Source organism: Demequina salsinemoris (assembly GCF_000974805.1).
Classification (GTDB): Bacteria; Actinomycetota; Actinomycetes; order Actinomycetales; family Demequinaceae; genus Demequina; species Demequina salsinemoris.
The window spans coordinates 306,074-328,328 of sequence record NZ_BBQZ01000003.1 but is presented as its reverse complement, the minus strand read 5'-3'; the positions used below and the strand labels follow the sequence as shown (position 1 = coordinate 328,328).

The window sequence follows — 22,255 nt, the reverse complement described above, 5'->3', positions numbered from 1 at the left end:
GGAGCAGCATGAAGACCACCGCCCCAGCCTGGCTCGTGTGGACCGAGCGCGCCCTCGCGGCCGCCGCGATCGCAGTCGTCGCGTGGGTGCTGCTCACCCAGTGGGGCGCGGTGCGGCACGGCCACCCGGCGTACGCGATCATGCTGGCGCTGACCGTCCTGGGCGCGGCGCTCGTGGGCGTCGCCTCGTGGCGCGGCTGGGGCGGTCGCCCTGGGTGGCGCCGCGTGCTGCGGATCCTCGGCGCGGTCGCGGGGCTGGGCTGGATCGCCGTGACCGCATGGCTGCGGCCCTTCAGCGCGACCGAGCCCGCGCTCGCCGCCATGGCCTCCGACGACGCGGTGACGGTCACCGAGACGGCGGACTACATCCTGTTCGCGCCCACCGGCGAGGCCAGCGACATCGCGCTCGAGTTCCAGCCCGGCGCGCGCGTCGACCCGCGCGCCTACGCGGCCGTGCTGAGGCCGCTCGCGGAGGCGGGCCACACGGTGGTGATCACCAAGCAGCCGTTCGGCATCGGCTTCTTCGCCCTCGACGGCTACGTCATGGCGGCCGAGCTCGACCTCGACGCCCAGTGGGTGGTCGGCGGGCACTCGCTCGGAGGCACCGTCGCGGCGCTCCAGGTCGGCAACGGCGGCGACCTGCCCGTAGGGCTCCTGTTCCTCGCCTCATACCCGGCCGACGACATGAGCGACTTCGCGGGCGACGTGCTGTCGATCTCAGGCTCCGAGGACGGCCTCGCGACGCCCGACAAGATCGACGCGTCGCGCGATGACCTGCCCGCCGACTCGACGTTCACCGTGATCGACGGCGGGAGCCACGCGCAGTTCGGAGCCTACGGCCTTCAGCCGGGCGACGGCACGCCGACGATCTCGAACGACGACGCCCGCGAGCAGATCTCGGACGCCGCCCTGGCGTTCCTGGACTCACTCGAGTCCTGACGGCGGCGCCCTCGGGGCAGCACGCGTCTCAGGCGTCGCGGACGATGCGGAACGCGTCCTGGTGCCAGACGTGCTCATCGAGGTACGCGTCGCCGAAGGCGGTGTAGCCCAGAGAGCGGTAGAACGGCATCGCCTGGCGCTGCGCGCTGACCTCCACGCGCGCCTCCCCGTCGACGCCGAAGCGCTCGAGCGCCTCGCGCTCGAGGAACTCCATGAGCGCGCGTCCCGCACCGGTGCCGCGAGCCGCGCGCGTCACCGCGACGCGGCCGATGTGCGGCACGGACGCATCCATGCCGCCGATGCCGCCGTCCACGCCACGACCCGAGTCCGTGCCCGGCGCCACGAGGCGAGCCGTCCCCAGCATCGTCCCGTCATCGGCGAGGCACACCGCGTGGACGGTGCGGGGGTCGTCGTCCACCGCGTCGCGCTCGCCCTCGGCATCGAAGCCCTGCTCCGTCACGAAGACCTCGAGCCTCACCGCGATCGCCTGATCCAGCAGCTCGGGGGTCGTGACCGTCTCGACCCTCATGTCAGCCCCTCAGGATCTCGAGAGCCGCGGCGAGGTCCTCCGGATACTGCGAGACCACGCGCACCTCGCCACCGCGGGTCGGGTGCGCGAACGCGAGCTCATGCGCGTGCAGCCACTGGCGGCTCAGCGAGACCTTCTTCGCGAGCGTGGGATCCGCGCCGTACGTGAGGTCGCCCACGAGGGGATGCCGCATCGCCTGCATGTGGACGCGGATCTGATGGGTGCGGCCGGTCTCCAGATGGATCTCCAGCAGCGACGCCGAGGGGAACATCTCGAGCACCTCGTAGTGCGTGACCGAGGGCTTCCCGCCCTCAACCACCGCGAACTTCCAGTCCGAGCTCGGGTGCCGTCCGATCGGCGCGTCGATCGTGCCGACCGTAGGGTCCAGGTGGCCCTGCGCGACAGCATGGTAGATCTTCTCGACCGTGCGCTCCTTGAACGCCGCCTTGAGCGCGCTGTACGCGGGCACCGACTTCGCGACCACCATGAGTCCGGACGTGCCGACGTCCAGACGATGCACGATCCCCTTGCGCTCGGCAGGCCCGGCGTCTGCCAGGGTCACCCCGGCGGAGGCGAGCGCGCCGACCACCGTGGGGCCGGTCCACCCGGGCGACGGATGCGCGGCCACGCCGACGGGCTTGTCCACGACGACGAGGTCCTCGTCCTCATACGCGATCGTCAGGCCGCCGGGGATCTCGGGCTCGGGAGCGGGCTCGCGCTCGTCCGGGATATCCACGGCGAGGATGCCGTCGGCGAGGCGGTCGGACTTGCCGAGCACGCGCCCGTCGAGCATCGCGGCACCTGACTCGAGGATCTCGGCGGCCTTCGTGCGCGACAGCCCCAGCATCCTGGACAGCGCGGCATCGGCCCGCTCCCCCACGACCGCGTCAGGGACCGGCAGGTAGCGGGTCTCAGACACCGTCGGCCGTGCCCTCGGCAGTCACCGGCGCGGAGGGCGCCTCGTGCTCCAGGAGTCGGTGCCCGAACAGCCCCGCGAGCACCGCCCAGACGGCCGCGCCGACGATCGCGATGTCCGCGACGTTGCCGATGAAGAGGTCGCCGTACTTGATCATGTCGACCACGTGCCCCTGCCCGAACGACGGCTCACGGAACAGCCGGTCGATCAGGTTGCCGACCGCGCCGCCGAGGCCGAGGCCGAGCACCACCGCCGACCACGTCGCCGAGGCGCGTCGGCCGTACCAGAGGATGCCCACCGTGAGCACGAGGGCGACGACGGTGAGGATGAGCGTGCTCGAGTTCCCGAAGGAGAACGCCGCCCCTGAGTTGAACACGAGCTGCAGCGACAGCAGATCACCGACGAGCGGCTGATTCGTTCCCGGCGTGAGCGCGGACAGCGCCCACTGCTTGGTGGCCTGGTCGACCGCCACCGTGAGGATCGCGGCCAGCCAGAAGGCTGGCCGCCAGCTCAACGACGCTCCTCGCGCTGCTTGCAGGTGACGCAGTGCGTCGCGCGGGGGAACGCCTGGAGACGAGCCTTGCCGATGCCGTTGCCGCACACCTGGCAGGCGCCGAAGGTGCCGGCCTTGATGCGACGCAGCGCGTCGACGCTCTGCTCGAGCATCTCGCGCGTGTTGTTGACGATCGACATCTCCTGCTCACGCTCGAGCGCGGTGGAACCGGCGTCGGCCTGGTCGTCGCCCGCGCCCTCCGAGGTGTGCAGGAGGTCATCCAGCTCGAGCTCCGTGTCCCGGAACTCCTCGAGCAGCCGCGCCACGTCAGCGTTGAGCAGCGTCACGATGTCCTTGAGCTCCGCGACCTTCCAAGCCTCGTCACCCTCGCGCACAGGCAACGACTTCACGGAAGCCGCCTTGATGTCGTTCGGGTCGATCTCGATGATCGTCACGTCCGTGCTGGTCATGACACACCTCTTCTCGGTAGTGACGCGAGAGTAGACCTGTTTCGCGTCGCAGGCAAAGCGTGACGCGCCTTGTCAGCCGTCGGCGTACATCCTTCCATAATCGGACGTCTGCCGGGCCCGACGCCGCGCCGGGGACACGGAGAGGGCCGGGCGTCGCCGCCCGGCCCTCTCCGAAGGTGCTGAGGATCAGCCGTCGTTGCGCGGGGTCACGTCCCCGAAGATCGAACGGATGTCGTAGATGTCCGGCTTGGGAGCCTCGGGCTCCTCCTCCGCGGCCGCCGCGGGCTCGGCCGACGTCGACGAGGGAGCGGACGTCGTGGGAGCCCACATCGGCGTCGCCGACGCAGGTGCCTCATAGCTCGGAGCCTCCGGGCTCGCGGGCTCCGGCGCTGCCGGGGAAGCGGCCTGCGGGGCGGCCCACGTCTGAGGCGTGTAGGGCGCCTCCTCGGGCTGCGCCGCGGGGGCCCCGAACAGCGAGGCGCGCGCCGGCGCGGCCTCGGGCTGAGGCTCGTCCGCCGCTTGCTCCTCCGGTGCCGCGAACATGCGCGGCTGGTAGGGAGCGGACTCCTCGGCCTCGACCGCGGTCGGCTCCGCGCCGAAGGTGGGCATCGCTGCCGACCAGGCGGGTGCGGAGTCCTCCTCGGCCACCGGCTCCTCGACGGCCACGGGCTCCGGCTCAGCCTCTGCGACGGGCTCCCCGTACGGGTGGAAGCCGCCGAAGGGCATCGCGTCGGGCTCGGCCTCGGACCCCACAGGGGCGAAGTCCTCGACCGGCGACTCGTCGGCGGCCTCCTCGGCCTCGACGACGGCCTCTTCCGACTCCTCAGCCACGGCCTCGAACACCTCAGCCTCGGCCTCCTCGGCCACGGGCTCCTCGACCACCTCGTCGTCCATGGGGATCGTGTCCTCACCGACGCCGACAGCGGCCTCCTCGAGCGCTGCGGCGGCGACCGCCGCCTCAAGCCCGGCCATGCTCGACGTGGCGGGGCTCGATGTCTCGGGGATCGCGGCGGCGGGCCCAGAGGCCGCGACGCCCGTGGGCGCCTCGCCGTGGTCGAGGTCACCGAGCAGGTTCTCGAGATAGGTCTTCAGGCGGGCGCGGTAGTCGCGCTCGAAGCGGCGCAGGTCATCGATCTTGCGCTCGACGGCCGAGCGCTCCTGCGCCAGCTGGTCCATGCGGGCCGACGAGTCGGACTCGGCCTGGCGGACGAGCTCGTCCGCCTTGACGCGTGCCTCCTCGACGATGCGGTCGCGCTCCTCCTCGCCCGCGCGGACGTACTCGTCCTGCAGCTTCTGAGCCATCGCGACCATCTCCGGACCGCCGGCCTGAGCCGGGTCCGTCGCCGCCGCGAGCAGCGACTCGGGCTCGGCCTCCTGCGCCACGGGCGCGGCCACGCCTGAGGCGGGGGCGGCAGCCAAGCGCTGCTGGAGGTCGTCACGCTCCGCGGTGAGCACGGAGATCGTGTGCGCCACCTCATCGAGGAAGTCGTCGACCTCGTCCTGGTCGAAGCCCTCGCGGTACTTCGTCTTCGAGAACGCCTTGTTAAGCACGTCCTCTGCTGTCAGCAAAGCCATGGGTCACCCCTTCGCTACGTCCGAACATGAAACGAACGCGTCGTTTCCGTCACTCTACTCACTTAAATATCGGCTCGCACTTGAGCCCGCTCCTGAGACGTCCCAGGTCGGCGCCGAAATCAGCCGAAGAGCGAGAACACCATCATGAGGAAGTAGCACACGAAGAACAGGATGATCACGGCCAGGTCCAGACGGATCTGGCCGATGGTGATCGGCGGGATGATCGAGCGCAGGAACTTGATCGGCGGGTCGGTCACGCTGTACACGGACTCGACCACGACCGCTGCGACGCCCGTGGGGCGCCAATCGCGTGCGAGGACCTGCACCCAGCTCAGCACGACACGTCCCAGCAGGAACATGAGGAACAGGAAGACGAGGAATTCCAGCAGGCCGAAGATGACGTTCACGCGACGAGCCTAGCCGACGAACCGCAGGGTTCCCGCAGCGCCCGAGACGCGGCTCAGGCCTGGTTGTAGAAGGTCTGGTGGTCCTGCTGCTGCTCGTTGTCGATGCCGATCTCGACGTGCGCCGGGGACAGCAGGAACACCGAGGTGGTGACGCGCTCGATCGAGCCGTGCAGCCCGAAGGACAGTCCGGCGGAGAAGTCGACGAGACGCTTGGCGTCGGCGTCGGACATCTCGGTGAGGTTCATGATGACGGGCACGCCCGAGCGGAAGGCCTCGCCGATCAGGCGCGCGTCGTTGTACGAGCGCGGGTTGATGGTCTGGATGCGACGCAGGCTCTTCGACTGCGGGGCCGAGGGCTCGCGGTGGGCGGCGCGGACGGATCCGGTCGCGGGAGAGCTCTTGCGGGACTCCGCCGCCTCGTGGAGGTTGGTCACCGGGGCGAGCTCCTCCTCGGAGTAGTCGTAGTCCTCGTGCTCACTGACGTCGAAGCCGAGGTACTGAACAACCTTGCGCACCGCGCTCATCGGCGTGCTCCTCTCCCGTGATGGATGTCCTGTGCCATCTGCCACCACGTTAGGTCTCGGCCTCGTCCGGTCACGGGACCGACACGCCGACGGGACCCTCGCACACGATCACGCCGGCGTGGCGGCCGGTGCGACCGTCGCGACGATGCGAGAACCACCGCGTGTCCTCGAGCGTGCAGAAGCGATGCCGCAGCACGGGCCCGACGCCCAGCTCGGTGAGCCGGGTCTCGATCGCGCGCGGGATGTCGAGGGATGGCGTGCCCCACGAGGTCGATGCGATCGCGACCGGGTGGCGCTCCCCGACGCGGGCGCGCATGTCCTCGGGGACCTCGTAGCACGCGCCGCAGATGGCGGGCCCGATCGAGGCCCGGATCCCGGCCGCGCCCGCCCCGCCAGGTCGCAGGTCGAGCATCGCTGCGATGGCGGCGTCGACGACTCCTCGGTACAGCCCCTCACGCCCCGAGTGCACGGCCGCCACGGCCCCCGTGGACGGGTCGTGCAGGAGCAGCGGCACGCAGTCGGCGGCGATCGCGGCGAGCGCTATCCCGGGCGTCGCGGTGATGAGGACGTCGGCCAGGGGCGGCCGGGGCGTCGGCTCGTCGATCCGCGCGACGCGGATGCCGTGATCGGCCTCGAGGAAGGTCACGAGCGCGCCCGCCGCCTCCGACACGACGACCCGGTTGCGGGCGACCGCATCCGGATCGTCGTCGACGTGGAGCGCGACGTTGAGACTGTCGTACGGGGCCGCTGAGTGGCCGCCCCGACGGTCCGTGAAGAACGCTCTGACTGGCAGCCCGGCGTCGAGCATGCGGCGGTTACCGCAGGAAGTCGGGGACGTCCAGCTCGTCCGCGGCCGAGACGACCTGGGGCGTGACCTGGATCGCGTCCGTCAGAGCCTCGGGCTCGTCGTCGATCGCGGTCGGGATCGCAGGCTTCTCGATCGGTGCGGACACAGGCGCCGCCGGCGCCGCGGCCGCGGCGGGCTTGGTCTCGACGCCGCCGACCGCCTGGTCGTGCTGGCGGTAGGTCGGGGCGCCGCCGTCGAAGCCCGCGGCGATGACCGTGATGCGCAGCTCGTCGCCGAGCGAGTCGTCGATGACGGTTCCGAAGATGATGTTCGCCTCCGCGTGCGCGGCCTCGCGCACCAGGCGCGCCGCGGACTCGACCTCCTTGATGCCAAGGTTCGAGCCACCCGAGATCGACAGGAGCACGCCGTGCGCGCCCTCGATCGAGGCCTCGAGCAGCGGCGACGAGATCGCGCCCTCCGCCGCCTCGAGCGCACGGCCCTCGCCGCGCGCCGACGCGACGCCCATGAGCGCGGTTCCCGCACCCTGCATGACGGACTTCACGTCGTTGAAGTCGACGTTGATGAGGCCGGGCGTCGTGATGAGGTCGGTGATGCCCTGCACGCCGCCCTGGAGGACCTGGTCGGCCGCCGCGAACGCTCCGAGGACGCTCAGCTGGGCGTCGGAGATGTCGAGCAGCCGGTCGTTCGGGATCACGATGAGGGTGTCGACCTCCTCACGCAGACGCTGGATGCCGGTGTCGGCCTGGTCGGCGCGGCGACGGCCCTCGAAGCCGAACGGCCGCGTCACGACGCCCACGGTCAGCGCTCCGAGCCCCCGGGCGATCTTGGCGACGACGGGAGCGCCGCCGGTGCCGGTGCCGCCGCCCTCGCCCGCGGTCACGAAGACCATGTCGGCGCCCTTGAGCGCCTCGGTGATCTCGTCCTCGTGGTCCTCGGCGGCCTGGCGCCCCACCTCGGGGTCGGCTCCGGCGCCGAGCCCACGGGTGAGCTCGCGGCCGATGTCGAGCTTCACGTCCGCGTCGGACATGAGCAGCGCCTGCGCGTCGGTGTTGATCGCGATGAACTCGGCGCCCTTGAGCCCGACGTCGATCATGCGGTTGACGGCGTTGACGCCGCCGCCGCCGACTCCGACGACCTTGATGTTGGTGATGTAGTTCTGCGGTGCGGCCATGGGTGCCTCCCCCTAAACATTAACCTTCAACTTGAGGGTTATAGTTATGTCAAGTTGATCCACGACGAAGGTACGTCCCGTGGCCGGATTCGCCCGGCAGGACGCGCGCGTGTCGCGCGGATCAGATCAACGCGTCTCGCCGCGTCACTCGTCGCGCGTGATGGGGTAGGTGGGTGCCGACACATCGATCACCGCAGCCTGCGAGGTCTTCTTCGAGTCGAGCAGCACGGCGAGGACCTGGGCCTTCGTCGCGGAGTCCTCGACGCTCCCCCACTCCACGAGCGGACCGTCGCGCAGCGTGAAGCTCACCGAGTCCTCCGTCTCGGCCTCGATGCTCTCCACCTTCGCGCGCAGATCCACCGGGAGCTCATCGATCACCCCGAGCACCGCCTGAAGCACCCTGTCGCTTCCCTCGCCCAACGGGACGCTCACGACGGGGAGCTTCTTGGGAGCGTTCTTCACGGTCGAGACGGGCTGCGCCTGGTCATCGACGATGACGTAGCCGCCGCCATCCTGCGGCACCGCGGCGACAGGGACGCGGGACTCGAGCTCGATGCGCAGCGTCGACGGCCACGGCCGCACGACGGTCGCGGAAGCCACGCCCTGGATCCTCTCGAGACCGTCCACGAGGGCGCCCGTGTCGACGAGCAGCAGCGACTCTCCGTCATACTCGGCGACCGCCGCGGCGACGGCGTCGGCGTCCACGTACCGCCCCTCGCCCGAGATCTCCGCGGCCGACGCGTCGAAGCGCAGCAGGGGCGACATCATCACCGCCCACGCGAGCACGGCGACCGCGAGCACGATCCCGCCTCGCAGCCCCCATCGCCGCCACTGCACGCGCCGTTCCACCTTGCGGCGCTCGGCGAGGCGCTCCTGCATCCGCATCGTCACCTGGTCGAAGGTGCGTGACGCCCTGCCGACCCAGATGCTCGGGTCGACCATCGGGTGTCCGTTCGGCGCCTGAGGCGCGTCGCGCTCGATCGCCTGGGAGTGCGACGGCGCCTGCGGCGGCTCGACGGTCTCGACACCCGCGCGCCGAGGACGGACCTCCTGCGGCGATACCGAGGCGGGCCGGTCGGAGGACGCGGGAGTCGCGGAGCTCCGCCCCCTGGGCACCGCCGGGCGCGTGCCGGACGCCGGGCGCGAGGGTGCTGCGGGACGCTCAGGCATCCGGGCTCCGACCCGCGCCCTTCGCGAGGGCATCGAGGATCCAGCCCGCGGCCTGGGTCACGGGACCGGAGCCGACGGTGAGCACAAGGTCGCCGGGACGGGCGAGACGCGCGGCCTCCGCCGCGGCATCGACGAGTGACGGCACGAGCGTGAGCGTCGAGCCCTCCGGCATCGTGGCCGCGTCAGCGATGAGCTGCGAGGACACGCCGGGGATCGGGTCCTCGCGGTCCCCGTGGACCTCGGTGAGGACGACGTCGGCATCCGCGACGGAGAGGGCCTGGCCAAACGCCGCGGCATGGAGCTCGGTGCGCGTGAAGAGCGCAGGCTGGAAGAGGACGACGAGATGGCCGGCACCCGCCGCCCGCGCGCCCTCGAGCATCGCGGCGACCTCGGTGGGGTGATGCGCGTAGTCGTCGATCACGCGGATCCCGTCAACCTCGCCGCGCAGCTCGAACCGCCGTCCGGTGCCCCCGAACGTGGAGACCGCATCGGCCGCCTCATGCGCGTCGACGCCCAGGTGGACCGCGGCGGCCCACGCCGCCGCCGCGTTGAGACGCTGGTGGGCGCCCGGGAGAGCGGGCGAGATCGGGAACGTGTCCGATCCGCGCACGAGCCCGGCATCGGTCACGCGCACGTCCGCATCCGCGGACTGGCCGTAGCCGACGACATCGCGACCCTCGGCCCGCAGACGCTCCGCGATGCCGCGCACGACCGGATCGTCGACGCACGCCACGAGCAGGCTCGCCTCGCGCGCGAAGTCCTCGAACGCCTGGTGGAGCGCCTCGACCGTGCCGTGGTGGTCGAGGTGGTCGGGCTCGATGTTGAGGATGACCGCGACCTCGGGGTGGTAGCGCAGGAACGACCCGTCCGACTCGTCGGCCTCGACCACACCCACGCCGCTCGAGCCGGCATACCCGCCCGCGACCGCGCCCTCGATGCCGAGCACCCGCGCGCCGACCGCGTAGCTCGCGTCGATCCCGCACGCGTGCAGGACGTGCGCGGTGAGCGCCGACGTCGTGGTCTTGCCGTGCGAGCCGGCCACGCCGACCAGCCGCTGCCCGGCCAGGGCATTCGCGAGCGCCTCGGAGCGGTGGACCACGGGGATGCCGAGCTCGCGCGCCCGCACGAGCTCCACGTTCGTGTCGCGCACCGCGGTCGAGATGACCACCGCGGCCGCGCCGTCCACCAGCGCAGGGTCGTGCCCGATGCGGACATCCATGCCCGCGGCCTTGAGCGCGAGGAAGTAGGCGCTCTCCTTGGCATCCGTGCCCGACACGTCGACGCCGGTCGCGGCGGTGAGGCGTGCGACGGCGGACATGCCGGAGCCGCCGACGCCGATGAAGTGGATCCTGTCGGTCACGGCTGCTCCTCCGGTGTCGACTGCTCGTTCGGTGTCGACCGCGTCTCGGCGTTCAGCTGCTGCTCCACCAGGTCGGCCAGGCGCGCCGAACCGTCGGCGATCCCCACGCGGCGCGCGGCCGCGCGCATGCGGGCGGGAGCCTCCTTGTCGAGCAGCATCTGCTCGGCGGCCATCTCGATCGATGCCGGGGTCAGGTCGGCGTCGCGGATCATCGTGGCCGCGCCCGCGTCGACCGCGGGTCCCGCGTTGAGGCCCTGCTCCCCGTTCCCGTGCGGGAGTGGCACGTACAACGCGGGGATCGCGAGCGCGGTCAGCTCGCACACCATGCCGGCGCCGGATCGGGCGACGACCGCGCCCGCGGCGGACAGCATCGCCGCCATGTCGTGCGCGTACTCCTCGACCTTGTACATCTCGCGATGCGCGGCCGACATCCCGCCGCGCACCCGCAGCGCGTCGTCGGCCTTGCCGATGCCGGTGAGGTGGATGACGTGGACGCCGTGCGCGGTGAGCCGCTCGGCGGCGCCGACGGTGGCGGCGTTGAGGCTCGCGGCGCCGGATGAGCCACCGGTGACGAGGAGGACCGCGGCGTCCTCGGGCCACCCGAGGGCGCGCCGCGCGGCGGCCTGCGCCTCGGCACGCGAGGAGTCCTCGAGCAGGATCGGCGCGAGCTCCCCGATCTGGGCCCTGAGCGGCAGCCCGGTCACCACCGCTCCCTTGAGCGGAGTCGACGGGAAGGTCGTCGCGACGGCCGCAGCCCACCGAGCGCCGAGCTTGTTGGCGAGGCCGGGCATCATGTTCGCCTCATGCACGATCACGGGCAGCCCGCGGCGCCGCGCGGCGAGGTAGGCGGGGGTGGAAGCGTAGCCGCCGAACCCGACCACCGCCTTCGCGCCGATCTCGTCGATCGCGTGACCGGCGGCGTCGACCGCCCGCTTGAGGTTCATCGGCAGCCGCACCAGATCCATCGAGGGACGACGCGGCATGGGCACCTTGGGCACGGTGAAGAGCTCGAGGCCCGCGCGCGGCACGAGGTCCGCCTCGAGGCCCATCGAGGTCCCGAGCGCAGCGGGTGCGTGCCCCCGAGAGGCGAGCTCGGCCGCGGTGGCGAGCAACGGATTGACGTGGCCGGCGGTGCCTCCGCCGGCCAGCAGGATGGGTTCACCCACGACGCCCCCTTGAGACGACTGCGATGGAGCGACGGATCATCGAGGGCCTCGCGGCGAACGCCTCCGGGGCGCCGGGTTCTCGGCGCGCGAAGGCCATCAGCACGCCGAGCGCCGCGAGCGACGCGATCATCGAGGATCCGCCGGAGGACAGGAGCGGAAGCGGAACGCCGAACACCGGCAGCAGCTCGAGCACGACGGCGATGTTGAGGAAGGCCTGACCCACGATCCAGGCCCCGATCGCGCCCGCGGCGATCTGCACGTACGGGTCGCGGTGGCGGTGCACGAGGCGGGAGACCGCGACGAGGATCATGCCGAACGCGATGAGCACCGTGACGGTGCCGATCAGCCCCCACTCCTCGCCGATGATCGCGTAGATGAAGTCGTTCTCCGACTCGGGCAGATAGCCCCACTTCTCGCGGCTGTTGCCGGGGCCCAGGCCCCAGATGCCTCCCGACGCGAGCGCCCACGTGCCGCGGGTCTGCTGGAGGCCTGTCCCGACCGTGTCGGTCTCGCCAGACAGCCACGAGGAGATGCGGTCGGATCTGGTCGAGCCCTGCGTGAGCAGCCAGACGACGGCCGGGATCGCGGCGAGCGCAGCCATCCCGAAGAACCGCGCGGGCGTGCCCGCGATCCAGAAGGCCGCCGCGGTGATCATGGCGATCACCATGGCCGTTCCCATGTCGCCGCCCATGAGCACCAGGCCGATGACGGCACCCGCGGCGAGACCGCCAGGCAGCAGCATGCCCTTGAGGGTGACCAGCTCCTTGCGCCGCTGCGCGAGCACGAGGCCCAGGAAGAGCGCGAGGCCGAGCTTCGCGAACTCGGACGGCTGGAGGGAGAAGCCGGCGATGCGGATCCAGTTCCTGTTGCCGTTCACCGCGGTGCCCGCGACCTGGACGAACACGAGCAGGGCGACCGAGCCGTAGAAGGCGATCGGGGTGGCGGCCTTCCACCACACGATCGGCATCCGCGAGCCGACGACGAGGAGGACGAGACCGATCACCATCGCGGCGACCTGCACGAGGAAGGCGCCCCACGGGTCCCCGTCGGAGGTGAACGTCGACGTGATCGACGAGCTCGACAGCACCACGGCGAGGCCGATGAGCAGCAGGATGGCGGTGGCCGCGGCGAGCAGGTAGTAGGTGACGACCGGCGAGCCCGTGGGCGCGGGCGCGGCCTTGCGGCGGTCTGCCGTCGCGGTCACACGCACCTCCCTCGGCGCCCCCGCGCCTATCTCAGGGCTCCCGCCGCCTCGGCGAAGGCCTCTCCCCTGTCCGCATAGCTGGTGAACTGGTCGAACGACGCGCACGCGGGAGACAGCAGGACCGTGTCTCCCACGGTGGCGAACGAGCGAGCGGCCTGGACGGCCCTCGCCATCACAGTGTCTCCCGGCTCGATCCGCGAAACGGGTATATCCGGCGCGTGTCCCGAGAGGGCCGTCAGGAGCGGCTCGGGGTCCTCCCCGATGAGCACGACGGCCTTGAGCCGGTCCCGCACCTGCAGCACGAGGTCGGAGAACTCCTGGCCCTTGGGCTGCCCGCCCGCGACCCAGACGACGGACCCGGCGCCCATGCCCCCGAACGCCGCGATCGCCGCGTGAGCGTTCGTCGCCTTCGAGTCGTCCACGTACTGGACCCCGTCGAGCTCACGCACGAACGCGGTCCGATGGTGGTCGAGCGCGAATCCCTGGAGCCCGGCGCTGACGGCCTCGGGCGTGACGCCCACGGCGCGCGCGAGCGCCGCGGCGGACAGCGCGTTCGTCACGAGGTAGGGAGGCACCGCGCCCGCGACGAGGTGCGCGAGGTCCTGGACCTCTCCCAGCTCGGCCGCCTGGTGGCGGCGGTCCTCGACGAACGCGCGGTCCACGAGCAGGCCCTCCACGACGCCCAGCTGGCTCGGCGCCGGCGAGCCGAGCGAGACGCCGATCGCGCGGCAGCCGTCGACGACCTCCGCCTCCTCGACCATCGACTCGACGAGCGGGTCGGCGCTCGGGTACACGCACGCGACCTGGACGTGCCGATAGACCCGTGCCTTGTCCGCGCGGTAGGCCTCGAGGGAGCCGTGCCAGTCGGTGTGGTCGTCGTCGGCGTTGAGGCAGACGGCCGCGTGGGGCGAGAGGGTCTCGGTGAAGTGCAGCTGGAGGCTCGCGATCTCGACCGCCACGAGGTCGTGCTGCTCACGCGCGGAGGTGATCACGGGGATGCCCATGTTGCCGCACACGGCGACGTCGAGGCCCCCGGCCTCCGCGATCGCACCGACCATCTGCGTCGTCGTGGTCTTGCCGTTGGTGCCGGTCACGAGGACCCACGGGATCCCCGGACGGCGGACCCTCCACGCGAACTCCATCTCGGACCAGATCGGCAGGCCCGCCTCCTCGCACGCCCGGATCGCGGGCGAGTGCGGGGCGAAGGCCGCCGACGCCATCACGACGTCGAAGGTGGCGAGGTCGACCTCGGAGACGTCGCGGTGGTCACCGCGCCCGTTCCCGTCGACGGTCACGGCCTCGGCGCCGTCCTCACGGCACGCCTGGAGCGCCGACGTCCCCGCGACGCCGACGCCGAGGATGAGGACCCTCAGGCCGGCGATGCTCACAGGTTCGCCACCCACTCGGCGTAGAAGGCTCCGACGCCGGCCATCGCACAAAGCCCAGCGATGATCCAGAAGCGCACGACGATCGTGACCTCGTTCCATCCCATGAGCTCAAAGTGGTGATGCAGGGGCGCCATCTTGAAGATCCGCTTGCCGCCGCTGATCTTGAACCAGCCGATCTGCAGCACCGACGAGGCGACGATGATCACGAACAGGCCGCCGATGAGCATCCCGAGGAACTCGGTGCGGGAGACGATGGTCATGCCCGCGATCGCTCCACCGAGGGCGAGCGATCCGGTGTCGCCCATGAAGATCCGCGCGGGCGAGGTGTTCCACCACAGGAAGCCGAAGCACGCGCCCGCGATCGCGGAGGCGAGCACGGCGAGGTCGAGGGGGTCGCGCACGTTGTAGCACAGCGACCCGGCGCCATCGAGCTGGCAGTTCTGCTGGAGCTGCCAGATGGCGATGATGATGTACGAGCCGAAGAAGATGAGCGACGCCCCGGTCGCGAGGCCGTCGAGGCCGTCGGTGAGGTTCACGGCGTTGGACCACGCCGTGATGAGGAAGTTCGACCAGATGACGAAGGCGATCAGGGACAGGGCCGGACCCAGCACCGCGAGATCGATCGACGTGTCGCGCAGGATCGAGATCGCCGTCGACGCGGGCGCGAACCCTGCATCGTTCGGGAACTGGAGCGCGAGCACCGCGAAGCCGATGCCGACGACGGCCTGCCCCAGGATCTTCCACCCGGCCCTGAGCCCGAGCGAGCGCTCCTGGCGGATCTTGATCGCATCGTCCAGGAAGCCCACGAAGCCGAGCCCGACGAACAGGAAGACGACGAGCATCGAGGACACGTTCGGGGATCGTCCGATGAAGGCGTTGCCGCCGAGCCACCCGAACAGGGTCGCGAGGATGATCACGACACCGCCCATGGTGGGGGTGCCGCGCTTGACGTGGTGCGAGGCCGGGCCGTCCTGACGGATGAACTGCCCGTAGTGCTTGCTGGTGAGGTACCGGATGAACAGCGGTGTCCCGAGCAGGGACACCAGCAGCGCGATTCCGCCCGCGGCGACTACCGCCTTCATGCACTCTCCTCCAGGAGCTCGTCGGCCAGCTTCCACAGGCCCGAGCCATGCGATGCCTTCACCAGCACCGTGTCTCCCGATCGCAGCTCGCTCGCGAGCATCGTCCGGGCCTCGTCAATCGTAGCGGCGTAGGCCGCCTCCTCGCCCCACGAACCCTCGCGCACCGCGGACGCGTAGGCGGGTCGCGCGCCCTCGCCGACGACGAGGATCAGGTCGAGTCGGAGACGCACCGCGTCGAGGCCGATCGCCTCGTGCGCGGCTCTGGAGGCCTCCCCCATCTCGCGCATCTCGCCGACGACAGCGATCGCACGGCCGTCCTCGGCGACCTCCTTGAGGGCGCGGAAGGCGGCCTTCATCGACTCGGGGCTCGCGTTGTACGCGTCATCGAGGATCCGTACGCCGTCGGCGCGCTCGGTGAGCGCCATCCGGTGCTCGCTCAGGGGCCCGGCCTCGGCGAGCCGAGCCGCGACGTCCTGAAACGTCAGGCCGCAGGCGAGAGCGACGCTCGCCGCGGCGAGCGCGTTCGTGATGTGGTGCACTCCCACGAGCCTCAGCGTGACCTTCGCGCGCTCGGCTTCCACGCCCGCGGCGACGCGGGTGCCCATCTCGGAGCCGTCGATCGCGGCCCAGACCGGCGCGTCGGCAGATCCCCGCAGGGTGAAGGAGGCCCGTCCGCCCGCGGTTCGCAGCCCCTCGGCGGCCACGGCAAGGTCGGGGCCGTCGCCCGCGAGCCCGAACAGCCAGGTCTCGCGCCCTTCGGCAGCGAGGGATGGCTGCGAGGTCATCGCGAGCACGCGAGGGTCGTCGGCGTTGAGGATCGCGAGACCGCCCGGCACGAGCCCGTCCAGGAGCGTCGCCTTCTCCGCCGCGAGGCCTTCCGGAGAGCCGCCGTATCCCCCGAGGTGCGCCGTGCCGACCGTCAGGACGACCGCGATGTCGAGCGGCGCGATCCCGGTGAGGTACGCGAGGTCTCCGGGCGCGCTCGCCCCCATCTCGAGCACGAGGTGCCGGGTCGAGGGCTCGGCGCCGAGCACGGTCAGCGGCATGCCGAGCGCGTCGTTGTAGCTCTTGATGGGCGCGTGAACGTCGGGGAGCAGCTGGGTGAGCAGGTCCTTCGTGGTGGTCTTGCCGTTCGAGCCCGTGATCCCGATGACGGTGAGCTCGCCCTCGGAGCGCAGCAGCGCGAGGTACGCCTTCGCGAGCAGCCCGACCGCCGCGGGGACGTCGTCCACGAGGACGTGAGGCGCGTCGACCGGGCGCGACGCGAGCGTGAGCACGGCCCCCGCCTCGACGGCCGTCGACACGAACTCGTGCCCGTCGAAGAACTCGCCCACGACGGCGATGTACAACGCCCCCGGCTTCAGGACGCGCGTGTCGTTCCAGGCCGAGGTGACCGTGACGTCGGCGTCGGCGCGCAGCTCTCCCCCGCTGGCCTCGGCGATCCAGGCTGCGGTCAGCGGCCTCATTCGGCCGCCTCCCGCTCGGAGACGATGCGCGCGTGGGCCGCGAGGTACGCGTCCCTGTCGTTGTAGCGGTGGAAGACTCCGGCGATCTCCTGGGTCGGCTCGTGGCCCTTGCCCGTGACGATGACGGTGTCGCCCGGCCGTCCGAGGCGCAGCCCGTACTCGACTGCGGCGACGCGGGGCTCGACCTCGTGCACGTCGGCGAGGTCGGGACGCACCTTCTCGATGCCCTCGCGGATCGCGGCGCGGATCGCGGCGGGCTCCTCGGAGCGCGGGTTCTCGTCGGTCAGGACGATGACGTCGGCGAGGTTCGCGGCGATCTCCCCCATGACCGGGCGCTTGCCCTGGTCGCGGTCGCCATCCGAGCCGAAGATCAGGATGAGACGACCGGGCGTGATGGGGCGGACGCCCTGAAGCGCGAGCGTGAGGGCGTCGGGCGTGTGCGCGTAGTCGACGATGGCAAGCGGATCCGCGTCACTGCGCTCGATCACGCGCTCCATGCGGCCCGGGACCTCGTGACCGCCCGCGACACCCGCGATCGCCTCGTCCAGGGGCACGCCCGCGGCGTGCGCCGCGACGATCGCGACCATCGAGTTGGAGACGTTCACGAGGCCAGGGAGAGGGCTCTCCGCGCCGTGGCTCGCGCCGGAGGGGTCGGTGAACGCGAAGCGCGAGCCCACGCCGTCCAGTCCGATGTCCGCCCAGGTCACCGACCACTCGGCCTCCTGGGGGTCGTCCGGGTGGGTGGACACCCGCTCGCACGGGATCTCGACCCGCGCGGCGAGCTTCCGCCCCCACTCGTCGTCCACGTTGATGACGCCGCGCCGCGCGCGCCCCGGCTCGAACAGCCTCGCCTTCGCGTCAAGGTAGCCGTCCATCGTGAGATGGAAGTCCAGGTGGTCCCACTGGAGGTTCGTGAAGACCGCGACGGCGAACTCGACGCCCGCGATGCGGTCGAGCGCCGCCGCGTGCGAGCTGACCTCGGTCACCGCGGCGGTCACGCCCTCGTCGAGCATGCGCGCGAGCAGGCCGTGCAGCACGGGCGACTCGACCGTCGTCCGTGGGCTCTCGATCGCCTCGTCGCCGATGCGCAGCTCGACCGTGCCCATGATGCCGGTGCGCTCGTAGACGCGCTTCAGCGCGGACTCGATGAAGTAGCTCGTCGTGGTCTTGCCGTTGGTGCCCGTGACGCCGACGAACGTCATCCGCTTCGAGGGATCACCGTAGATCTCCGCCGCGGCCTCCCCCATCGCGGCCCGCGCATCGTCCACGACCACGACGGGGATGTCGACGCCGTCGGCGGCGAGGATCTCGGCGCCCTCGGCGTCGGTGAGGATCGCGGCGGCGCCCGCGGCGGCGACCTGCGCGCCGAAACGCGCGCCGTGGACCTTGAAGCCGGGGAACGCCCCGAAGAGGTCGCCGGACCGCACCTCGCGCGAATCGACGGTCGCGCCACCGACGGTGAGCGTGGCGACGACGCCAGGCAGGGGCGCGAGGCCCAACCGGTCGGCGACGGCGGCGAGGGTCGCACCGCGCGGGTGCGCGGGACGCAGGTCCATCTCTGTCAAGCTCACTCCCAGGTCGTGGGGTACGGGTCGGCCTCGCCCGTCGAGGGCGCGACGCCGAGCGACTGGAGCGTGAGCGTCGCGACGTCGCGGAAGACCGGTGCTGCCACCGTGCCGCCCCAGATCGCGGTCTGCGGGTCGAACATGATGACGGATACGACGATACGCGGATCATCGGCGGGCGCGATGCCGACGAACGACGCGACGATTCCCGACTGCTCCCCGTCGGAGAACACCTGCGCCGTACCGGTCTTGCCAGCGACGCGGTAGCCCTCGATCTTCGCGGCGCCACCGGTGCCCTCAGCGGTGACGTCCTCGAGCATCGTCATGAGCTCCGAGGCCGTCTCCTCGCTGATGACCCGCGTGTCCTCGTCGGTCTCGCGCTCGGTGAACTCGCCGTCGGCGGACTCGTATCCCTGGACCACGGTCGGCTGCACCATCACGCCGCCGTTCGCGATCGTCTGATACACCTGCGCGGTCTGCAGAGCGGTCACGGCGACGCCCTGACCGTAGTAGACCGCGTACTTCGTGCGCCCGTCCCAGCTCTCCCAACTACGCAGGATGCCGCCCGACTCGCCAGGCAGCCCGACGTCCGTGGGCTCCCCGAAGCCGAAGGCGGTGAGGTAGTCGTAGAACGTCTCCGAGCCGATCTCCTCGCCCACCTGGATGGTGCCGGTGTTCGACGAGTTCACCAGGATGCCGGCGAGCGTGTACTTCTGCTTGCCGTAGTCGTGGGAGTCGCTGAAGGTCTGGCCGTTCGAGGTCGTGTACTTGTACGGCGCGACGTACTCGGATGTCGGGGTCGCGACCCCCTCCTCGAGCGCCGCGGCCATCGTGATGACCTTGCCCGTGGAGCCTGGCTCGAAGACCGTGGACACCGCGCGCGAGCCTCGATCGTCCGCGTCCGAGGCGCTGGGATCGTTGGGATCGACGGTGTCGGAGTCCGCGAGAGCATAGATCTCTCCCGTCTGCGAGTCCTCGACGATCACGATGCCCGCCGACGAGCCGGTGTCGGCCACTGCCTGGTCGAGGATGTCCTGCACCTGATACTGGATGTCCGAGTCGATCGTGAGCACGACCGTGTCGCCGGGCTCGGCCGCGACCTCGTCGAGGATGCCCGTCGGGATCACGGTGCCGCTCGCGTCGTTCGCGCCGCGCTCATACGTGACCGAGCCGTCCTCTCCCTCGAGGGTGTCCTCGAGGGCGAGCTCGATCCCCGCCGCGCCGGACTTCCCCACCTGGTCCGAGTTGCCTGCCAGGTAGCCGATGACGTTGCCCGCCACGGTGCCGTTCGGGTAGACGCGCTGGGACACGCTCTCCTTGCCGATCCCGTAGATGCCCTCGTCGTCGATCAGCGCCCAGGTCTCGGGCGAGACGTACTTCGCGATGTACTTGAAGGTGCTGTCACCCACGAGCTTGGCCGCGAGCTCGCTCTCGCTCACGTCAAGGATCGGAGCGAGGATCTTGGCGGCGTCGAGGGGGCCCTCCGCGGTGACCTTGCCGTCCTCGATCCGCTGCCACTCGGCGAGCTCCGTCTGGTCGACGTACACGTTGTACTTGTCCACGGACGTCGCGAGCGTCACGCCGTTGCGATCGACGATGTCCGCCCGCTCGGTCGTCACGGTGGTCGTGGTCAGGCGGGTCGCGAGCGCCTCATCGGACAGCTCCTCGGCGTTCACCGCCTGCACCATGACGAGCCTGCCGACGAAGACCAGCAGGATCGCGAGCGCGGCCATGGACAGTGCGCGCTGCCGCCGTACCGGATGCCCGATGCGAGGCAGGTGCGAGCGTCCCGCGCGGTCAGCGCGGTCGGCCATCAGCCCGCCCTCGCCTTGAGGACGACTCCTTGCTCGAGTGACACGAAACCGAGACTATCCGCGGACTGCATCCCCAGCTCGGAGGCACGCTGTGCCAGCATCGGAGCCGCCGAGCTCGCCTCGAGCTCGGACACGAGGTCGTCGCGCTCCTGAGCGAGCTGCGCGATCTCGATCTTGAGGTCCCGACGCTCGTACGCACCCTCGGTCATCGCGATGTTGATGAAGAGCACGCTCGCGAGCGCCGCGACGATGATGGCCACGCACAGCATCGCGAACGGCACGATCGAGCGAGCCTGCTCGGGCGCGGCCACGGCGCGCAGGTGCGCGGCGCGGCTCGGCTGCTCGGACTCGGGGCGAGCGTGCTGGCGCCGCGGAGCGGCAGCCGTGGCGGCCGACGACCGGGAGACCGGGATCGGTCGCCCGGATGCGGTGGGCTTGAGCTTCGGTGCGGCGCTCATGCGTCCCTCCTTCTGCGCGACGGCGGGGTCGGACGGAGCCGCTCGGCCGCGCGCAGGCGGACGGGCTTGGATCGCGGGTTGGACTCGGCCTCCTCCGGGGAGGCCTTCTCGGCGCCCCTGGTGAGGAGCCGCAGGTAGGGCTGGGCCTCGTCCGGGACCACGGGCAGCCCGGGCGGGACGTCGACCTCGGAGCCGACCGCGAACGCATGCTTCACGAGCCTGTCCTCGAGCGAGTGGTAGCTCATGATGACGACGCGACCGCCGACGCCCACCGCCTCGATCGCCGCGGGGACGGCCCGATCGAGCACCTCGAGCTCGCGGTTGACCGCGATGCGGAGCGCCTGGAAGGTGCGCTTCGCGGGATGACCGCCGGGCGCGTGGCGCGCTGCGGCGGGCATCGCCTCGAGGACCAGGTCCGCGAGCTCCGTGGAACGGGTGAGCGGAGTGGTCTGACGGCGTCGCACGATCGCGCGCGCGATTCGCGGCGCGAAGCGCTCCTCGCCGTACACCTTGAGGATGCGCGCGAGCTCGCGCTCGTCCTCCTCGCGCAGCAGATCCGCCGCGTTGCGCGTCTCCGAGCGGTCCATGCGCATGTCGAGGGGCGCGTCCTGCGCGTAGGAGAAGCCGCGCTCGGGCTCGTCGATCTGGAGCGAGCTCACGCCCAGGTCGAGGAGGATCGCATCGGCGGACTCGGCCCCCGCGGCCGCGAGCGCGCCCGCCATGTCGTCGTAGGTCGCGTGGTGCGCGATGAACCGGTCGCCGAATCGCGCAAGGCGCTCGGAGGCGAGGGCGATGGCCTGCTCGTCGCGGTCGATGCCGACGACCCGAGCCTGGGGACAGCGCTCGAGCAGGGCCTCGGTGTGGCCGCCCATGCCGAGCGTGCCGTCGATCGCGACCGCGCCCTCGCGCTGAAGGGCGGGGGCCATCAGGTCGACGCATCGGTCGCGCATGACCGGCACGTGCCGTGAAGCCGCATCCTGGCCCATCCCCTGCCCCCTTCCTCGGTCGGTACTGCTCCGGTCGTGTCGTGCCCCGAGGTCTCCCTCCGGCCCCTCTGGCGGGGGGAAGTCCGCCAGAGCTGCTCGGAAGAAGGCCACGGGGCGCGCGCGTCACATGTCGTCGAACACCTCTGCCGCGGTCTCCGCGTAGGCGTCCTCGCCCTCCTCCAGGTACTTCTCCCAGGCCTCCACGTCCCAGATCTCCACGCGGGAGCCCATGCCGACCACCGCGACCTCGCGGTCGATCCCCGCGTACTTGCGCAGCGGCTGCGAGAGCAGCACGCGACCCTGCTTGTCCGGGATGTCGTCCTGGGCGTACGCGAGGAAGCTGCGCATGTAGTCGCGCGCGGCCTTGTTCTCGAGCGGCGCCTTGCGGAGTCGCGCGTGAACCTCCTGGAACTCATCGATCGGGAACACGAAGATGCACCGGTCCAGGCCGCGGGTGGCGACCAGGCCGGAGGCCAGACGGCCGCGGAACTTCGCGGGGAGGATCAGCCGGCCCTTGTCGTCGAGGCGCGGCATGAACGTGCCAAGGAAGACCCCTGTGGGGCCCAGGCCATGCGCCGCGATCTCCGACACGTGGCCTCACCTCCCCTCGCCACGGTTCACCCGATGCCCCCACTTTACTCCACTTCTCCCCACAATTTCGGAAGATCGACCAAATTCCCGTGTTGAATTCTCCATACAAGCAGGTAATCACCCAGAGAAGGATGTGGAGGGCCGACGCATCAACGCGAGCGTCCGATACGCTCG

At 71.1% G+C, this 22,255-nt stretch carries 22 protein-coding genes; 1 reads left to right on the top strand and 21 read right to left on the bottom strand.

The genetic code is table 11. From position 1 onward, the window contains the following. The first annotated feature begins 8 nt into the window (after positions 1 to 8). Entirely contained in the window at positions 9 to 938 is a 930-nt protein-coding gene (locus AOP78_RS08475) for an alpha/beta hydrolase (protein WP_062203149.1), read from the top strand. 28 nt (positions 939 to 966) lie between these two features. Here AOP78_RS08475 and AOP78_RS08470 read toward each other — a convergent pair whose 3' ends face one another. The 21 genes from AOP78_RS08470 to mraZ form a co-directional block, all read right to left on the bottom strand. Beyond that, positions 967 to 1,467, bottom strand: a complete 501-nt coding sequence (locus tag AOP78_RS08470; RefSeq protein ID WP_062203148.1) for a GNAT family N-acetyltransferase — start codon at positions 1,465 to 1,467, stop codon at positions 967 to 969. A gap of 1 nt (position 1,468) precedes the next feature. Continuing rightward, entirely contained in the window at positions 1,469 to 2,386 is a 918-nt protein-coding gene (locus AOP78_RS08465; protein WP_062203146.1) for an RluA family pseudouridine synthase, read from the bottom strand. Then, positions 2,379 to 2,897 (bottom strand): signal peptidase II, encoded by a 519-nt coding sequence (gene lspA / locus AOP78_RS08460; protein ID WP_169748453.1) that lies wholly within the window; start codon positions 2,895 to 2,897, stop codon positions 2,379 to 2,381. Before lspA ends, AOP78_RS08465 begins: the two co-directional genes overlap by 8 nt. After that, positions 2,894 to 3,346 (bottom strand): TraR/DksA family transcriptional regulator, encoded by a 453-nt coding sequence (locus AOP78_RS08455; protein WP_083979951.1) that lies wholly within the window; start codon positions 3,344 to 3,346, stop codon positions 2,894 to 2,896. The genes lspA and AOP78_RS08455 overlap by 4 nt, the downstream gene beginning before the upstream one ends. A gap of 186 nt (positions 3,347 to 3,532) precedes the next feature. Continuing rightward, positions 3,533 to 4,921, bottom strand: coding sequence for a DivIVA domain-containing protein (locus AOP78_RS15025; protein WP_152659464.1), 1,389 nt, complete (start codon positions 4,919 to 4,921; stop codon positions 3,533 to 3,535). A gap of 119 nt (positions 4,922 to 5,040) precedes the next feature. After that, entirely contained in the window at positions 5,041 to 5,328 is a 288-nt protein-coding gene (locus AOP78_RS08445) for a YggT family protein (protein ID WP_062203144.1), read from the bottom strand. Positions 5,329 to 5,381: 53 nt separating this feature from the next. Then, positions 5,382 to 5,852, bottom strand: coding sequence for a cell division protein SepF (locus AOP78_RS08440; RefSeq protein ID WP_062203143.1), 471 nt, complete (start codon positions 5,850 to 5,852; stop codon positions 5,382 to 5,384). A gap of 70 nt (positions 5,853 to 5,922) precedes the next feature. Further along, positions 5,923 to 6,660 (bottom strand): purine nucleoside phosphorylase YfiH/LACC1 family protein, encoded by a 738-nt coding sequence (locus AOP78_RS08435; protein ID WP_062203140.1) that lies wholly within the window; start codon positions 6,658 to 6,660, stop codon positions 5,923 to 5,925. Positions 6,661 to 6,667: 7 nt separating this feature from the next. Then, on the bottom strand, positions 6,668 to 7,831 hold the full coding sequence (gene ftsZ / locus AOP78_RS08430) for a cell division protein FtsZ (RefSeq protein WP_062203139.1): 1,164 nt from the start codon (positions 7,829 to 7,831) through the stop codon (positions 6,668 to 6,670). Positions 7,832 to 7,975: 144 nt separating this feature from the next. Next, positions 7,976 to 8,773, bottom strand: coding sequence for a cell division protein FtsQ/DivIB (locus AOP78_RS08425; protein ID WP_160297613.1), 798 nt, complete (start codon positions 8,771 to 8,773; stop codon positions 7,976 to 7,978). 220 nt (positions 8,774 to 8,993) lie between these two features. Then, positions 8,994 to 10,361 carry a UDP-N-acetylmuramate--L-alanine ligase gene (gene murC / locus AOP78_RS08420; RefSeq protein WP_236685341.1) on the bottom strand — a complete coding sequence of 456 codons (1,368 nt, stop codon included), beginning with the start codon at positions 10,359 to 10,361 and terminating at the stop codon, positions 8,994 to 8,996. After that, positions 10,358 to 11,527, bottom strand: coding sequence for a UDP-N-acetylglucosamine--N-acetylmuramyl-(pentapeptide) pyrophosphoryl-undecaprenol N-acetylglucosamine transferase (locus AOP78_RS08415; RefSeq protein ID WP_236685340.1), 1,170 nt, complete (start codon positions 11,525 to 11,527; stop codon positions 10,358 to 10,360). The genes murC and AOP78_RS08415 overlap by 4 nt, the downstream gene beginning before the upstream one ends. Then, positions 11,520 to 12,731, bottom strand: a complete 1,212-nt coding sequence (locus AOP78_RS08410) for an FtsW/RodA/SpoVE family cell cycle protein (protein ID WP_160297612.1) — start codon at positions 12,729 to 12,731, stop codon at positions 11,520 to 11,522. Before AOP78_RS08410 ends, AOP78_RS08415 begins: the two co-directional genes overlap by 8 nt. A gap of 26 nt (positions 12,732 to 12,757) precedes the next feature. Beyond that, positions 12,758 to 14,119 (bottom strand): UDP-N-acetylmuramoyl-L-alanine--D-glutamate ligase, encoded by a 1,362-nt coding sequence (gene murD / locus AOP78_RS08405; protein WP_236685339.1) that lies wholly within the window; start codon positions 14,117 to 14,119, stop codon positions 12,758 to 12,760. Next, positions 14,116 to 15,201: a phospho-N-acetylmuramoyl-pentapeptide-transferase gene (mraY, locus tag AOP78_RS08400; RefSeq protein WP_062203131.1), complete on the bottom strand. Its 1,086-nt coding sequence runs from the start codon at positions 15,199 to 15,201 to the stop codon at positions 14,116 to 14,118. The genes murD and mraY overlap by 4 nt, the downstream gene beginning before the upstream one ends. Further along, complete coding sequence (locus AOP78_RS08395) at positions 15,198 to 16,667, bottom strand: UDP-N-acetylmuramoyl-tripeptide--D-alanyl-D-alanine ligase (protein ID WP_062203129.1); 1,470 nt, start codon at positions 16,665 to 16,667, stop codon at positions 15,198 to 15,200. Before AOP78_RS08395 ends, mraY begins: the two co-directional genes overlap by 4 nt. Continuing rightward, a complete protein-coding gene (locus tag AOP78_RS08390) occupies positions 16,664 to 18,223 on the bottom strand; it encodes a UDP-N-acetylmuramoyl-L-alanyl-D-glutamate--2,6-diaminopimelate ligase (RefSeq protein WP_062203128.1) in 1,560 nt (519 codons plus the stop codon). Before AOP78_RS08390 ends, AOP78_RS08395 begins: the two co-directional genes overlap by 4 nt. 11 nt (positions 18,224 to 18,234) lie before the next feature. Continuing rightward, positions 18,235 to 20,046: a peptidoglycan D,D-transpeptidase FtsI family protein gene (locus tag AOP78_RS08385; RefSeq protein ID WP_062203126.1), complete on the bottom strand. Its 1,812-nt coding sequence runs from the start codon at positions 20,044 to 20,046 to the stop codon at positions 18,235 to 18,237. Further along, positions 20,046 to 20,504 carry a cell division protein FtsL gene (ftsL, locus tag AOP78_RS08380; protein WP_062203124.1) on the bottom strand — a complete coding sequence of 153 codons (459 nt, stop codon included), beginning with the start codon at positions 20,502 to 20,504 and terminating at the stop codon, positions 20,046 to 20,048. Before ftsL ends, AOP78_RS08385 begins: the two co-directional genes overlap by 1 nt. Continuing rightward, a complete protein-coding gene (rsmH, locus tag AOP78_RS08375; RefSeq protein ID WP_062203123.1) occupies positions 20,501 to 21,490 on the bottom strand; it encodes a 16S rRNA (cytosine(1402)-N(4))-methyltransferase RsmH in 990 nt (329 codons plus the stop codon). The genes ftsL and rsmH overlap by 4 nt, the downstream gene beginning before the upstream one ends. A gap of 123 nt (positions 21,491 to 21,613) precedes the next feature. After that, positions 21,614 to 22,081 carry a division/cell wall cluster transcriptional repressor MraZ gene (gene mraZ, locus AOP78_RS08370; RefSeq protein ID WP_083979948.1) on the bottom strand — a complete coding sequence of 156 codons (468 nt, stop codon included), beginning with the start codon at positions 22,079 to 22,081 and terminating at the stop codon, positions 21,614 to 21,616. Positions 22,082 to 22,255 lie beyond the last annotated feature (174 nt).